This is a genomic window from Streptomyces sp. NPDC097640 (assembly GCF_040302705.1).
Lineage (GTDB): Bacteria > Actinomycetota > Actinomycetes > Streptomycetales > Streptomycetaceae > Streptomyces.
Genome location: NZ_JBEOSB010000041.1, coordinates 45,826 through 59,627 on the forward strand (window position 1 = coordinate 45,826; position 13,802 = coordinate 59,627).

Annotated in this window: 15 protein-coding genes; 14 read left to right on the forward strand and 1 reads right to left on the reverse strand. The window is 71.2% G+C overall.

Annotated elements, in window-relative coordinates:
• Nucleotides 1-4: 4 nt before the first annotated feature.
• A complete protein-coding gene (locus tag ABTY62_RS42700; RefSeq protein WP_352134772.1) occupies nucleotides 5-958 on the reverse strand; it encodes a quinone oxidoreductase family protein in 954 nt (317 codons plus the stop codon).
• 240 nt (nucleotides 959-1,198) lie between these two features.
• Between ABTY62_RS42700 and ABTY62_RS42705 the strand changes: the two genes are divergently transcribed.
• The 14 genes from ABTY62_RS42705 to ABTY62_RS42770 all read left to right on the forward strand — a co-directional run bounded on the left by ABTY62_RS42705 (nucleotide 1,199) and on the right by ABTY62_RS42770 (nucleotide 13,780).
• Nucleotides 1,199-2,455 (forward strand): Rieske 2Fe-2S domain-containing protein, encoded by a 1,257-nt coding sequence (locus tag ABTY62_RS42705; RefSeq protein ID WP_352134773.1) that lies wholly within the window; start codon nucleotides 1,199-1,201, stop codon nucleotides 2,453-2,455.
• Between the two features lie 115 nt (nucleotides 2,456-2,570).
• Nucleotides 2,571-3,941, forward strand: a complete 1,371-nt coding sequence (locus ABTY62_RS42710; protein WP_352134774.1) for a M20 family metallopeptidase — start codon at nucleotides 2,571-2,573, stop codon at nucleotides 3,939-3,941.
• Nucleotides 3,938-4,882 carry a DODA-type extradiol aromatic ring-opening family dioxygenase gene (locus tag ABTY62_RS42715; protein ID WP_352134775.1) on the forward strand — a complete coding sequence of 315 codons (945 nt, stop codon included), beginning with the start codon at nucleotides 3,938-3,940 and terminating at the stop codon, nucleotides 4,880-4,882. The genes ABTY62_RS42710 and ABTY62_RS42715 overlap by 4 nt, the downstream gene beginning before the upstream one ends.
• A gap of 12 nt (nucleotides 4,883-4,894) precedes the next feature.
• Entirely contained in the window at nucleotides 4,895-5,752 is an 858-nt protein-coding gene (locus ABTY62_RS42720) for an alpha/beta fold hydrolase (protein ID WP_352134776.1), read from the forward strand.
• A 145-nt stretch (nucleotides 5,753-5,897) separates the two neighbouring features.
• Nucleotides 5,898-6,734, forward strand: coding sequence for an IclR family transcriptional regulator (locus ABTY62_RS42725; RefSeq protein ID WP_352134777.1), 837 nt, complete (start codon nucleotides 5,898-5,900; stop codon nucleotides 6,732-6,734).
• Nucleotides 6,731-7,240 carry a hypothetical protein gene (locus tag ABTY62_RS42730; RefSeq protein WP_352134778.1) on the forward strand — a complete coding sequence of 170 codons (510 nt, stop codon included), beginning with the start codon at nucleotides 6,731-6,733 and terminating at the stop codon, nucleotides 7,238-7,240. Before ABTY62_RS42725 ends, ABTY62_RS42730 begins: the two co-directional genes overlap by 4 nt.
• Nucleotides 7,237-7,662 (forward strand): hotdog family protein, encoded by a 426-nt coding sequence (locus ABTY62_RS42735; protein ID WP_352134779.1) that lies wholly within the window; start codon nucleotides 7,237-7,239, stop codon nucleotides 7,660-7,662. Before ABTY62_RS42730 ends, ABTY62_RS42735 begins: the two co-directional genes overlap by 4 nt.
• A gap of 158 nt (nucleotides 7,663-7,820) precedes the next feature.
• Nucleotides 7,821-8,843 carry an NAD(P)/FAD-dependent oxidoreductase gene (locus ABTY62_RS42740; RefSeq protein WP_352134780.1) on the forward strand — a complete coding sequence of 341 codons (1,023 nt, stop codon included), beginning with the start codon at nucleotides 7,821-7,823 and terminating at the stop codon, nucleotides 8,841-8,843.
• 1 nt (nucleotide 8,844) lies between these two features.
• Nucleotides 8,845-9,165, forward strand: a complete 321-nt coding sequence (gene fdxA, locus ABTY62_RS42745; RefSeq protein WP_352134781.1) for a ferredoxin — start codon at nucleotides 8,845-8,847, stop codon at nucleotides 9,163-9,165.
• Complete coding sequence (locus tag ABTY62_RS42750; protein WP_352134782.1) at nucleotides 9,162-9,968, forward strand: 2-keto-4-pentenoate hydratase; 807 nt, start codon at nucleotides 9,162-9,164, stop codon at nucleotides 9,966-9,968. Before fdxA ends, ABTY62_RS42750 begins: the two co-directional genes overlap by 4 nt.
• Nucleotides 9,969-9,976: 8 nt before the next feature.
• The gene (locus ABTY62_RS42755; RefSeq protein ID WP_352134813.1) at nucleotides 9,977-10,909 is read left to right on the forward strand and encodes an acetaldehyde dehydrogenase (acetylating); all 933 of its coding nucleotides are present in this window, start codon (nucleotides 9,977-9,979) and stop codon (nucleotides 10,907-10,909) included.
• Nucleotides 10,906-11,919, forward strand: coding sequence for a 4-hydroxy-2-oxovalerate aldolase (dmpG, locus tag ABTY62_RS42760; protein ID WP_352134783.1), 1,014 nt, complete (start codon nucleotides 10,906-10,908; stop codon nucleotides 11,917-11,919). The genes ABTY62_RS42755 and dmpG overlap by 4 nt, the downstream gene beginning before the upstream one ends.
• Nucleotides 11,916-12,989 (forward strand): LLM class flavin-dependent oxidoreductase, encoded by a 1,074-nt coding sequence (locus ABTY62_RS42765; protein ID WP_352134784.1) that lies wholly within the window; start codon nucleotides 11,916-11,918, stop codon nucleotides 12,987-12,989. Before dmpG ends, ABTY62_RS42765 begins: the two co-directional genes overlap by 4 nt.
• Nucleotides 12,986-13,780, forward strand: coding sequence for an alpha/beta fold hydrolase (locus tag ABTY62_RS42770; RefSeq protein WP_352134785.1), 795 nt, complete (start codon nucleotides 12,986-12,988; stop codon nucleotides 13,778-13,780). Before ABTY62_RS42765 ends, ABTY62_RS42770 begins: the two co-directional genes overlap by 4 nt.
• Nucleotides 13,781-13,802: the final 22 nt, after the last annotated feature.

Genomic DNA, 13,802 nt, shown 5'->3' on the forward strand with positions numbered 1-13,802 from the left:
CCGCTCAGGAGAAGTCGAGCACCACCTTCCCGACCGCCGCCCCGGTCCGAAGCCGCTCCGTCGCCTCGGACAGCCGGTCGGGCCCGTAACGTTCGATCGGCAGGTTCAGCTCGCCCGCCGCCAGCTCCGCCAGCAGCCGCTCGGCGTCCCCGGCGACCTCCTTGCCCCGCGTCATCAGGTTCACCGGCAGCAACGCCACGTCGGCCAGCAGGAAGTCCGCCAGATCCACGCTGAACCGGCGTCCCGCCGTGTAGCCGACCAGGGCGACGCGCCCGCGCGGGCGGACCAGGGTGAGGGCGCCCTGAAGTACCGGGCCGCCCACGGTGTCGACGACCGCGTCGACCCGTCCACCCACGGCCTCGGCCGACAACTCGGTCGCCAGGACCGCCCTGGCGACAGCGGGGACGTGTCCCAGCTTCGCCGGGCGGCCGACGACGCCGATCACCTCGGCTCCGGCGCGGGCGGCGACCTGCACCGCCAGTGATCCGACCGCGCCCGCCGCGCCGGTGACCAGGACCCGCTCGCCCGGCCGCACGGCGGCGACCGAGTGGACCGCCGCCCAGGCCGTGCCGGCCGGTGAGAAGAAGCTGCACGCCAGGGCGGGGTCCGTGCCGTCGGGAACCGCGGTCACGGCCGCGTCGGGCACCAGCGCGTGGTCGGCCCAGCAGCCGTCCCGGCGCAGCCCCAGCCCCTTGCCGTTGATCCTGACCAGGCGGCCCTCCGGATGGCTGTCCGAGGCCAGCACGGCCCCGCACCCCGTGGTGCCCGGTACCGCCGGAAGGTCCGGCAGGATCCCGAACGCGCCGTCCACGACGTTGAGATCGAGGTGGCCCACCTGCGCCGCCAGCATCCGTACGAGGGTATGGCCGGGGCGGGGCACCGGCACGGGCTGGGCCACCAGCCGGGGCAACGCGCCGAAACCCTCCAGTACCAGCGCGCGCGACGTCTCACCGCTCACGGTTCCACTCCATTTCTTCTGCTCATTGTCCGGGCCTTGGCGAAGTGAACTGGCGCACCCTAGAACACGGCGATCAGGGCCCGCGCCGGTGGCAGTCCGCTGAGCGGGACGCGCGCACCATGCCCTGTCACGCCGTTGCCGGACCGGCTGTGCGTCGGTTCGCGGACCGGTGCCGAGCCCGGTCTGTTCAGCGGAACGGTTCCGTAGGCGGTCGTGGCGGATGACCGGATGCTCGTGGCCATGCACCGACGGCAACGGCAGCAGGAGGTCACGCAGATGACGACGGGCGAGGATTCGCCGGCCACCAGGAGCAGGAGCCGGCCCGGGCGGGGTCCCGCTGGGTCGGCCGGTCGGCAGGACTGGGCGTCGTGGCCCCACTACGACGGGGCGGGCGCCGGATTCCGCGGGTACTGGTACCCGGTCACCTGGGCCGGCCGGATCACCGGCAAGCCGCTTCCGTTCACGATCTGTGGCGAGAAGATCACGCTGATCCGCGACGGCGGCAAGGTGTACGCCCTGCACAACCGCTGCCCGCACCGTGGGGTGCCGCTGTCCGAGGGCAACCAGCAGTTCCCCGGCACGGTCAGCTGCCCGTACCACGGCTGGACGTTCGACCTGCCCACCGGCAAGCTGTCCGCGGTCATCACCGATGGGCCCGGCTGCCGGCTGACCGGCAAGGTCCAGGTGCGGACGTACGCGGTCGAGGAGCGCCTCGGCATGGTGTGGGTGTACATCCCCCTCGCCGACGAGGAACCCCACCCCATCGACTCGCAGCTTCCCGAGGAACTCGTCGACAACGCCTTCGTGATGGGCGGCCGCATCGAGTCGCGCGGCGGCAACTGGCGCTTCGCCTGCGAGAACGGCTTCGACGAGGGCCACGCCAAGTACCTGCACCGCACGGCGCTGTGGCGGCTGTTCAAGCCGATGCCGACGTGGAACATCACCCGGATCGTGCCCAGGGGCCGCTGGATCTTCCGGGTCCAGGACGAGGTCCACTGGGAGGCCGATTTCCCCGGCGTCGGCCACTGGTCGAACAAGCGCTGGTGGAAGTTGCGGCCGCCGAAGGAGACCTTCAACATCGGCAACACCGGCAAGGCGGACAGGATCAACCCGACGATCGAGGCCCAGGAGTTCCCCGGCTTCGCGTCCCTGTCCATGCCGGGCGTGCTGCGCATCGTCTACCCGAATTTCATCCATTACGAGTTCTACGTTCCCATTGATGGAGAAAATCACAGTTACGTCGGTGTGATGGTCAACTTCACCGAGGGCTGGAAGACCCTCGGCTTCTACGCCAAGTACCTGGGCGCCATTCGCTGGCTGTTCCACGGACAGTTCTCCGGCCAGGACGCCTGGATGGTCGATGTCACCGACGCTCCCCCGGAGAAGCTCTACCGCCCGGATGTCTCGCTGACCGCCTGGCGGAACCTCAGCGAGGAGGAATACGGCAAGAAGCTGGCCGTGGCCGGCGCCGGATCCACCAGCCAGAAGGAGGCATGACCATGCGCCGCACACTCTTCGCCATGATGGCCGGGGCCGTCCTCGCCGTGGGGCTTCCGCTGGCCAAGAAGCGCTTCGAGCGCACCACCATGACCCAGGTCCACAGGATCAACCAGTGAGCGGCGACACGACGACGGGGCTGTCCGGGCTGGACGACCGGCGCGCCGCCTGGGTTGCCGAGGCCTGGCGGCACGTCACCGGTGACCGCCTGCGGGAGCTGATCATCGGGCTCGTGGACATCCCGAGTCCGACCGGTGACGAGGCGCCGCTCGCCACCCACATCGCGGACACCCTGCGGGCCTCGGGATGCCATGCCGCCGTCCAGCCGCTCGACGACCGTCAGGCCAACGCCTGGGCCCGGCTCCACGGCGACGGCACCGGGCCCGACCTCATGCTCTACGCACCGGTCGACACCCTGACCACGGGCCGGGAGAGCGAGGACCTCCCCTGGGCCGGCGCCGAGTTGCGGGACGACATGCGCCCGCAGGCCACCGTCTACGACGACCTGGTGGTAGGTCTCGGGGCGTCCAACCCGAAGGGCCACGCCGCCTGCGTGATGATGGCCGTCGAGGCCATCGCCCAGGCCGGTATCCCGCTCACCGGAGACCTGGTCGCGGCCTTCGGCGCGGGCGGTATGCCCACCAACGCCCGGCCGGGCGGCGCGCGCCGCAACACCGGACAGGGCGTCGGGTGCTCGTTCCTTCTCGAACAGGGCGTGTGGACCGACTACGCGGTCATCGCCAAGCCCGGGTGGGCGGTCTCCTGGGACGAGGTGGGACTCGTCTGGTTCGAGGTCACCGTGCACGGCACGCACACCTACGTCGGCTCCCGGCACCGGCTGCCCTACGACAACGCCATCGCCCGCGCCGGCGAGGTCGCCCGGCACCTGGAGGAGTGGTTCGTCGAGTACGCCGACCGCCACACCAGCGGCACCGTCGCGCCGCAGGGCATCGTCTCCTCCGTACGCGGCGGCTGGCCGCGCATGGCGGCCGTCACCCCGGCCGCCTGCACGCTCAGGGTGGACCTGCGCATCAGCCCCGACACGACGCCGATGCGGGCCAAGCGGGAGTTCACCGCGGCCCTGAACGACCTGCGGGAGAAACTGCCCGGCCTCGACGTCGACGTCGAGATGATCCTGGCCATCCCGGGGACGCGGACCGACCCGGGCAGTTGGATCTTCCGCAGCGCGGCAGCCGGCTGGGAGGCGTTCGAGGGCCGCGGACACGAGGCCATCCGGGGCAACAGCGGCGCGACGGACGCGAACATCCTGCGCGGGCGCGGCATCCCCACGGTGCGGGTCGGCATGCCGAAGGTCGGCGAGGTCGAGGCGCCCTTCGAGATCGATTTCGCCCGGGGGATGAACACAGTCTCCGTACGGGCCATGGAGAAGCTGACGCGCCATCTGATCCGTACCGCCGTCGACACCGTCACCCGCTCCCGCGCGGAGTTGCCGGAGCAGGCGGCGCCGGAAGGAGACCCCGCATGACCGAGATCGTCCTGGGAGTGGGTGCCTCGCACAGCACGCTGATGAACACCCACTGGCAGGAGACCCTCCACAAGGACCGCGCCGAACGATTCCGCGACGCGCTGCGCTCGGCGCGCGACGCACTCGCCTCGGCCCGCCCCGACACCGTGATCATCGTCGGCTCGAACCACTTCCGCGGCTTCTGGCTGGATCTGATCCCCAGCTTCACGATCGGCGTGGGGGAGTGCATCGCCGGCGGAGAGTCCGGCACCCCCCAGGGGCCGCAGCCGGTCGATGTGGCACTCGCCCGGCACATCGCCAACTCCCTCGTGGAGAGCGGCCGTTCCGACGCGGCCTTCTCGGCCCGGCTCCAGATCGACCACGGCCAGTCGCACGCCATCCAGTACCTGTTGGACGGGCTGGACGTGGAGATCGTGCCGCTCGTCGTGAACGTCTTCGCGCCGCCGCTGCCGAGTCTGGGGCGCTGCGACGACCTGGGCCGCGCCATCCGGGAGACGGTGCTGGCGTTCCCCGGGGACCGCCGCGTCGCCGTCATCGGTTCCGGCGGGCTCTCGCACCGCCTGCCCTGGCCGGACTGGCGCGATCCGCACGGCGACGACGAGGAGTTCATCGTCGACGCCTGGCTCAACGGCCGGGAGAACTGGCCGGACTACGACGCCCGCCGCCGCGAGATCATCCGTGCCGCCGAGGCCGCGATCAACCCGGAGTTCGACCACGCGTTCCTGCACCTGCTGGAACGCGGCCAGGCACACCGTCTCGCCGATGCGTTCACCACCGAGGAACTGGAGAAGACGGCGGGCAACGGAGCGCAGGAACTGCGCACCTGGCTGCTCATGGCGGCCCTGCTCGACCATGCCCCCGCACGCCGACTGGCGTACGAGTCCATGCCCGAATGGCTCACCGGCATGGCCGTGGCCGTCCTCGACCCCGCACACACCTAAGGAAAGGCAGTCATGAGCATCTGGACCGAACTGTCGGGTATCGACTACCGGCACGCCTACGTCGAAACCGGTGACGTCACGACCCGCGCCCTGCAAGCCGGTCCCGAGGACGGCGAGCACGTCGTGTTTCTGCACGGCACGACGGGCCACCTGGAGGCCTTCGTCCGGAACATCCCGGCGCATGCCGAGTGCTATCGCTGCCACGCCATCGACATGCTCGGTCACGGCTACACGGGCAAGCCGGACCGTCCCGGCGAGATTCCTGCGTACGTCGATCACCTGATGGCGTACCTCGACGCGGTGGGCGCCGAGCGGGCGCACCTGGTCGGTGAGTCGCTGGGCGGCTGGGTGTCGTCCTGGGCGGCGAGCGAGTACCCGGACCGGGTGGCCTCGCTCCAACTGCTGTGCATGGGCGGAACGAAGATCAACCCCAAGGTGATGGAGCGGCTGAAATCCTCCACCCGTGACGCCGCCCTCAAGGACGACATCTCCCACACCCGGGAGCGGCTGCGCCTGTTGTGGGCCGGGTGGGACGAGGACCTCGGGGAGGAGCTGACGCAGGTCCGTTACGAGATCTACCACCACCCCGACTTCCAGCGGAACCTGCACAACCTGCTGGCCCTCCAGGAAGTCGAGGCACGCGAACGGAACCTGCTGCGGCCGGACCGCATGGCCAGGATCAAGGCGCCGACCCTGGTGGTCTGGGGCAACAAGAACCCCCTCGGCGACGTCCCGGAGGCCGAGGCCATCGCCGCCGCGATCCCCGGCGCCCGCCTGGAGGTCTTCAGCGAGTGCGGGCACTGGCCACAGCATGAGAAGGCGGACCTGTACAACCCGCTGAGTCTGGCGTTCCTGGCCTCGGCTTCCTGAACCCGCCGTGGGCCCGGCGTGGCGGTTGTCCCGGAATTTACAACTCCACATATGGCCTGATCGAGGCACCCATGGTTTCTTGAAGGGATCAGAATCAGCCAAGCCGTGTTCTGCTGAACGTAACGGATTGACCGGAGGTTTTCCCATGGCCGTCACCACGGTCGGCCGTGTCGGCACCGAGGCCGTCGCGTCCGCGCACAGTGGGTCCCCACGTATCGCGTCCCTGCCCCGGGACGCGGCCCCCGTTCCCGACCCGATGAACTCGGTCCTGGGCAAGGTCAGGCCCATCCTGGAGGCGTTCACGGCGGAGGACGACACACTCTCCCTCGCCGAACTGGTGCGCCGGACCGGAGTGGCCAAGGCCACGGTGCACCGGCTCGCCCAGGAGCTCGTCGTCTGGGGGCTCCTGGAAAGAGCGGGCTGCGACTACCGGCTCGGGCTGCGCCTGTTCGAGATCGGCCAGCGCGTGCACCGGCAGCGGATCCTGCGCGATGTGGCCCAGCCGTACATGGAGGACCTGCTGCTGGCCACGCAGGAGACCATCCACTTCGCCATCCACGACAGTCTCGACGTCGTGTACCTGGAGAAGATCTTCCCGCACCGCGGCCTCAGCGAGGAGACCCGGGTGGCGGGGCGGCGGCCGCTGTACTGCACGGCCACCGGCAAGGCGATCCTGGCCTTCTCTCCGGACACCCTCTTCGCCGAGGTGGTCAGGAACGGGCTGAAACCCCTCACCCGCCACACGGTCACCCTGCCCGGGCGGCTGCGGGCCCAGCTGGAGCGGATCCGTGAAGAGGGCATCGCGGTCGAGGCGGAGGAGATCCGCCTGGGCTACGCGAGCATGGCCGTGCCGGTTCTCGGCGCTCACGGCAGCCTCGTGGGCGCGCTCTCCATCACCGCACCCACGTATCGGATGGATCCTTCCAAACACGCCGCCGCCCTGCGCACCGCGGCCCTCGGCATCGGCAGGTCGCTGCGGTGAGCGAGGTTCTTCAGGAGGTGCTGTCCCGCGCGCGGAAGCTGATCGGGCAGTGGGAGAGCGAGGACTGCGGTGTTCTCGGTGTGAAGGACTTCTGCCGGTACGCCGCCGCCCTCAACGACGTCGACTACATCCGCACCGCCCGCGCGCAGGAGGCGGCGGGAGAGGCCGTCGTCGCTCCCGCCCTGTTCCTCGCCTCCATGCTGAGCTGGGAGGACGGCCCGGCGGAGCACGGGCTGCGCCCGGACGGGCTGGCCACCCGCGAGTCGCCCTGCACCCAGGGCATGCCGGTGCGCCAGGTGCACGGCGGCCAGTCGGTCCGGCTGTGCCGGGCACCGGTGGCGGGGACCCGGGTCACCGCCACCCGGGCGGTCACCTCGGCCGGCCTCCGGCGCGGCCGCTCGGGCGAGTTCGTGCTGCTCGGCCTCGCCACCCGTTTCCTCGCCCAGGACGGAGCCGAGCTGATGGCCGTGGACGAGACGATCATCGTCAGAGGGGCCGTCGCATGACGGTCGCCCCCGTCGCCGGACAGGTCTGTCCGCCGCGCGAGTACGCCCACAGCAGGGTGCAACTCTTCCGGTTCAGTGCCGTGTCGTGGAACTCCCACCGCATCCACTACGACACCGGGTTCGCCGCTTCGGAAGGCTTCCCGGACGTGGTCGTGCAGTCCACGCTGCACGGCGAAACTCTCAGTCGGTACGCGCTTCAGTGGGCGGGGCCCGGGGCGGTCCTCGCCTCGGTGAGCTGGCGCAACCAGGCGACCGCCGTGGCCGAGGAACAGCTCACCTGGACCGCGACCGTGCGCACGGCCGAGCCCTGTGACGCGGGCGTCCTGGTGGCGCTCGACGTCGCGGTGCTCAAGGGCGACGGCGCCCCCTGCGTCACCGGGCAGGTCGTACTCACCTGGCGGCGGTCTCCTCGTTGTCCCTGAGCCGGCTCCGGCCGGCCGGCAGCCACTGCGCGTACGACACCCGAAACCGCCGACGTTGACCGCCGACGCCGCCACCCCCGCACGCTTGAGCCGGACGTCCTGCTCACCGGAACGAACCCATGTGGTGAGACCGTGGGCCGCTCCTACGCTCGCCGACCATGAGTGTTCTTTCCGACGTGCCGGCGAGCACGGACGAGTCGCGCGCGATCGAGACGGACATCCTGATCATCGGCGCCGGACCCGTCGGCCTCTACGGCGCCTACTACGCCGGTTTCCGCGGGCTGAGCGTCGCGGTCATGGATGTCCTGCCGCAGTGCGGAGGTCAGATCAGCGCGATGTACCCCGAGAAGCCCATCTTCGACATCGCCGGGTTCCCGGCGGTACGGGGCCGCGACCTGGTCGCCAACCTGGTCGCCCAGGCGGAGCCGTACGCCCCCCGCTACCTCCTCGGCCACCGGGCGGTCGAACTGTCCCACGGGCCCGACGGCCGCCCGGTGGTCCGGAGCGACCAGGGGGCCGCGGTCCGGGCCGGAGCGGTGGTGATCAGCGGAGGGGTGGGGACGTTCACCCCCCGGCCGCTCCCGGCGGGTGAGGACTACCTCGGCCGCGGCCAGGTGTACTTCGTCCCCGACCCCGCCGACCACACCGACCACGACGTCGTGGTCGTCGGCGGCGGCGACAGCGCCTTCGACTGGGCGGCCACCCTCGCCCCGGTCGCCCGGTCCGTCAAGCTCGTCCACCGCACCGGGCGGTTCCGGGCCCACCACGCGAGCGTGGCGAAGGTCCGCGGCCTGGGCATCGAGATCATCACCGATTGCGAGGTCAGCGCGTTGCACGGCCCCGCGCACGTCGAGCAGGTCGAGGTCCGGCACCGCACCACGAAGGCCACCCGGCTGCTGCCGGCACGGACCGTCGTCGCCGCCCTCGGCTTCATCGCCGACCTCGGCCCGCTCCAGAACTGGGGCCTGACGCTCACGGCGCGGAAGATCGCCGTGGACACCCGGATGGCCACCAACCTGCCCCGCGTCTTCGCCGCCGGGGACATCACCGACTACCCGGGCAAGGTGCGTCTGATCGCCGTCGGCTTCGGCGAGGTCGCCACCGCCGTGAACAACGCGGCCACCGCCATCGACCCGGACGCCGCCCTGTTCCCGGGGCATTCCACGGAGAAGGAGAACTGACATGGCCTACGTCATCGGCCCGGCCTGTGTCGACATCATGGACCGTTCCTGTGTCGAGGAATGCCCGGTCGACTGCATCTACGAGGGCGAGCGCAAGCTCTACATCAACCCGGCCGAGTGCATCGACTGCGGCGCCTGCGAGACGGCCTGCCCCGAGCAGGCGATCGCCGTGGACCGCCTCGCCGACCCCGATTCCCGTGCCGACAACCGCCGCTTCTTCGAAGACACCCTGCCCGGCCGTACGGAGCCGCTGGGCACCCCGGGCGGAGCGACCGGCCTCGGCCCGGTGGGCGTCGACACCCCTCTGGTGGGTGCCCGGTGACCGCCCCCGAGGTGGTGAAGGCGGCCGACGTGCTGCGTGAGGCCGCACGGACGCTGACCCCGTGTCCACCCGTGCGTTCCCTCCTCGGCGACGGCGACATCAAGGCCGCGTACGCGGTGCAGCGGGCGAACGTCCGGCACGGCGTGGCCGCCGGGAGGCGGATCGTCGGCCGCAAGATCGGCCTGACCTCGTCCGCCGTGCAGGCGCAGCTCGGCGTCGACCAGCCGGACTTCGGCACGCTCTTCGCCGACATGGCGATCCCCGACGGCGGCCGGATCGCGGCCGGACGGTTGCTTCAGCCCAAGGTGGAGGCCGAGGTCGCCCTCGTCCTCGGCGCCGCACTCCCGCACCCCCACTGCACGGTGGCGGACGTGCTGCGCGCGGCCGACTTCGCGCTGCCCGCGCTGGAGATCGTGGACAGCCGTATCGCCGGCTGGGACATCACCATCGTCGACACCGTCGCCGACAACGCCTCCAGCGGCCTGTTCGTCCTCGGCGGCACCCCCGTACCGCTGACGGGCCTGGATGCGCGCGGCGTACGGATGACGATGACCCGGGGCGGCGAGCCGGTCTCCGAAGGAACCGGCGCCGACTGCCTGGGCAGCCCGCTGGGCGCCGCGGCCTGGCTCGCCTCGACACTCGCCGCGATGGGCGATCCGCTGCGCGCCGGAGACATCGTGCTGACCGGGGCGCTGGGACCCATGGCGGTGGCCGCCCCCGGCGACGAGTTCGAGGCACACATCAGCCAACTGGGCCGCGTCGCGGTCACGTTCGCGAAGCAGACAGAGGGAGAAAGGCCGTGAACGACACCATCCCCACCAAGGTCGCCGTCATCGGCTCCGGCAACATCGGCACCGATCTCATGATCAAGGTGCTGCGGCTGTCCGAGAGCCTGGAGATGGCCGCGATGGCCGGCATCGACCCGGCCTCCGACGGCCTGGCACGCGCCCGCCGCATGAGGGTCACCACCACCCACGAGGGCGTGGACGGCCTGATCGCACTGGACGAGTTCGCCGATGTACGGATCGTCTTCGACGCCACGTCGGCGGGCGCCCACCGCCGCCACGACGAGGTGCTGCGCGCCCTCGGCCGCACGGTGGTCGACCTCACCCCGGCCGCCATCGGCCCCTACGTCGTCCCGCCGGTCAACCTGGACGCCCATCTCGACAGCCCGAACCTCAACATGGTGACCTGCGGAGGCCAGGCCACGATCCCGATCGTCTCCGCCGTCTCGGAGGTGACACCCGTGCACTACGGGGAGATCGTCGCCTCCATCGCCTCCCGTTCGGCCGGACCCGGCACCCGGGCCAACATCGACGAGTTCACCGAGACCACCGCGTCGGCCATCGAGAAGGTCGGTGGGGCGACACGAGGCAAGGCGATCATCGTCCTCAACCCCGCCGAACCGCCGCTCATCATGCGGGACACCGTGCACTGCCTGGTCTCGGAGTGCGACGAGGAAGCCGTCACCGCGTCCGTCGAGGCCATGGTGGAGCGTGTCCAGGCGTATGTGCCGGGCTACCGCCTCAAGCAGAAGGTGCAGTTCGACCGGATCGCCGACGACGATCCCCTGCGGGCGCTCGTGCCCACCGGCTCCGCCACCAAGGTATCGGTGTTCCTGGAGGTCGAGGGCGCCGCCCACTACCTCCCGGCCTACGCCGGAAACCTCGACATCATGACCTCGGCCGCGCTGCGCACCGCGGAGCGGCTGGCCGCCCACCACATCACGGAGGCAGCCGAGTGACCCCCTTGTACGTCCAGGACGTCACCCTGCGGGACGGCATGCACGCCGTCCGGCACCGCTACACCGTCGAGCAGGCCCGGACGATCGCCACCGCGCTCGATGTGGCCGGAGTGCGCGCCATCGAGATCGCGCACGGCGACGGCCTGTCCGGTTCCAGCATCACCTACGGCGTCGGCGCCCACACCGACTGGGAGTGGATCGAGGCGGTCACCGACGCCGTACGGCAGGCGATCCCCACCACCCTGCTGCTGCCCGGCATCGGCACGGTGCACGACCTCAAGCAGGCCCACGCACTGGGCATCCGCTCCGTGCGCATCGCCACCCACTGCACCGAGGCCGACATCTCCGCCCAGCACATCGCCGCCGCCCGCGAGCTGGGCATGGACGTCGCCGGATTCCTGATGATGTCCCACATGGCGGATCCGGCCGAACTGGCCCGCCAGGCGAAGCTGATGGAGTCGTACGGCGCCCACTGCGTGTACGTCACCGACTCCGGCGGACGGCTCACCATGGACGGGGTACGCGACCGCTTCACCGCCTACCGTGACGTCTTGTCCGCCGAAACCGAACTGGGCATCCACGCCCACCACAACCTCGGCCTCGGCGTGGCCAACAGCGTGGTCGCCGTCGAGAACGGCGCCACCCGCGTCGACGCCTCGCTGGCCGGGCAGGGCGCGGGGGCCGGCAACTGCCCCCTGGAAGCCTTCGTCGCCGTCGCCGAGCTGATGGGCCGGCCGCACGGCTGCGACCTGTTCGCGCTCATGGACGCCGCCGACGACCTGGTCCGCCCGCTACAGGACCGGCCCGTGCGGGTCGACCGGGAGACCCTCAGCCTTGGCTACGCGGGCGTGTACTCCAGCTTCCTGCGCCACGCCGAGGCCGCGGCGGCCCGCTACGGCCTCGACACGCGCACCATCCTCGTCGAGGTCGGCCGACGCGGCATGGTCGGCGGCCAGGAGGATCTGATCACGGACGTCGCCCTGGACCTGGCGGGGGAGACACGGGCATGAGCGAGCGACGAACCCGGCTGCGGGTCGGCGTCCGGATCCCGCCCTGCGACCGGGCGGACCTCGTCGTCGGGACCGCGCGGCGAGCGGAGCAACTCGGCTTCGACGACGTCTGGTTCCCCGACTCCCAGCTGCTGTGGCGGGACGTGTTCGCCACGCTGACCGCCGCCGCCCTCGGCACGGAACGGATCGGCCTCGGCACGGCGGTCACCAACCTGGCGACCAGGCACCCGGCCGTGGTCGCCTCCGCCGCGCGCACCGTCGCCGAACTCGCACCCGGCCGTTTCACCCTCGGACTCGGCGTGGGCAACAGCTCCGTCGGACCCGTCGGACTGCGCCAGACCACCTCGGCGGGGATGCGCGACGGACTCACCATGCTGCGGGCCCTGCTCGACGGCGAGGAATGGGACTTCGACGGCCACGCGGGCAAGGTCCGCTCCCGACTGCGCGACCCCCGGCCGGACGTGCCCCTGCACCTGGCCGCGAGCGGGCCGAAGAACCTCCGGCTCGCCGGGGAGATCGCCGACGGCGTGATCCTCCTCAGCGGCGTCTCGCCGAGGACCCTCCAGGGCGCGACCGCCCGCGTACGCGAAGGCGCGGAAGCGGCGGGCCGGGACGCGAGGCGCATACCGCTGACCGTCTCCGCCTTCTGCGCGGTGACCGACGACGTCGAGGCGGAGGCCCGGCAGATCAAGCCCATCTGCGCGTCGATCGCCCAGAACGGCGGGGCGCCCTTCCTCGCCCTCGCGGGGATCGACGTCCAGGTGCCCGCGACGGTCGAGGGCGTCTACCCCGACCTCGTGCACGCGGAGGACTGGGACGCGGCGGTCGAGATCTGCTCGGCATGGATCAGCGACGAGGCGGCCCTCCGGTTCGCCGAGGAGTTCTGCCTGTTCGGCACCGCCGAGCGGATCGCCGAGCGGCTGAGCGCACTCCACGCCTCCGGCGTCACCGGGGTGTTCCTCCAGCACGTCGGCTCCTACGACCCGCCCGCCGAACTCATCGAGGCCGTCGGTTCCGCCGTGCTCCCGGCTCTCCCCCTCCCCACCGAAGCGAAGGCAGGCCACAGATGAGGAACCCGCTGCGCAAGTCCTATGTGACCAGCCCCTTCGGGCAGTTGCACTACGTCGAATGCGGCACGGGCGAGCCGGTACTGATGCTCCACCAGACCCCTCGCTCCTGGACCGAGTACCTCGACGTGCTCCCCCTGGTCGGTGCCGAGCACCGGGCGATCGCCATGGACACCCTGGGCTTCGGCGCCTCCGCGAAGCCCGAGGGCCCGCATACCGTCGAGCGTTTCGCCGACGCCGCCGGCGCGCTGATCGAGGAACTGGCACTCGAGCGCTTCCACCTCGTCGGGCATCACACGGGCGGCGTGATCGCGGTGGAACTCGCGGCCCGCTACCGGGACCGAGTGGCGAGCCTCCTGCTCTCCGCCACCCCCTTCATCGACGACGAGAAGCGGCGTACGGCGGGCGAGCGCACCCCCGTCGACCTCGTGGTTCCCCAGCCCGACGGCTCGCACCTGCTTGAGCTGTGGAACCGGCGCCGCGGCTTCTACCAGGAGGGCGAGGAGGCGGCTCTCAACCGGTTCATGGTCGACGCGCTGACCGTGCTGGACCGGGTGGAGGAGGGGCACGAGGCGGTGCGGCGCTCCCTGATGGACCAGCGCCTGCCTCACGTCACGGCGCGCACGCTCGCGGTCTGCGCGGCCGGGGACCACTACTCCATGCCCGCACTGGAGCGGTTCGCCGCGGCGCTCGGCTGTGAGACGCGCGTCCTGTCCGGCGGTCATGTGCCCGTCCCCGAGCAACTCCCTCAGGAGTTCTCGACGATCGTCCTGGACTGGGTCGCACAAGGCTGACACGGGGCGGCGCCGGGAATGT

Bases quoted from the DNA above. Each gene is read 5' to 3' on its own strand.
- ABTY62_RS42705 (WP_352134773.1), top strand. From the start codon at position 1,199: ATGCACCGACGGCAACGGCAGCAGGAGGTCACGCAGATGACGACGGGC.
- ABTY62_RS42715 (WP_352134775.1), top strand. From the start codon at position 3,938: ATGACCGAGATCGTCCTGGGAGTGGGTGCCTCGCACAGCACGCTGATG.
- ABTY62_RS42720 (WP_352134776.1), top strand. From the start codon at position 4,895: ATGAGCATCTGGACCGAACTGTCGGGTATCGACTACCGGCACGCCTAC.
- ABTY62_RS42725 (WP_352134777.1), top strand. From the start codon at position 5,898: ATGGCCGTCACCACGGTCGGCCGTGTCGGCACCGAGGCCGTCGCGTCC.
- ABTY62_RS42735 (WP_352134779.1), top strand. From the start codon at position 7,237: ATGACGGTCGCCCCCGTCGCCGGACAGGTCTGTCCGCCGCGCGAGTAC.
- ABTY62_RS42740 (WP_352134780.1), top strand. From the start codon at position 7,821: ATGAGTGTTCTTTCCGACGTGCCGGCGAGCACGGACGAGTCGCGCGCG.
- fdxA (WP_352134781.1), top strand. From the start codon at position 8,845: ATGGCCTACGTCATCGGCCCGGCCTGTGTCGACATCATGGACCGTTCC.
- ABTY62_RS42765 (WP_352134784.1), top strand. From the start codon at position 11,916: ATGAGCGAGCGACGAACCCGGCTGCGGGTCGGCGTCCGGATCCCGCCC.
- ABTY62_RS42770 (WP_352134785.1), top strand. From the start codon at position 12,986: ATGAGGAACCCGCTGCGCAAGTCCTATGTGACCAGCCCCTTCGGGCAG.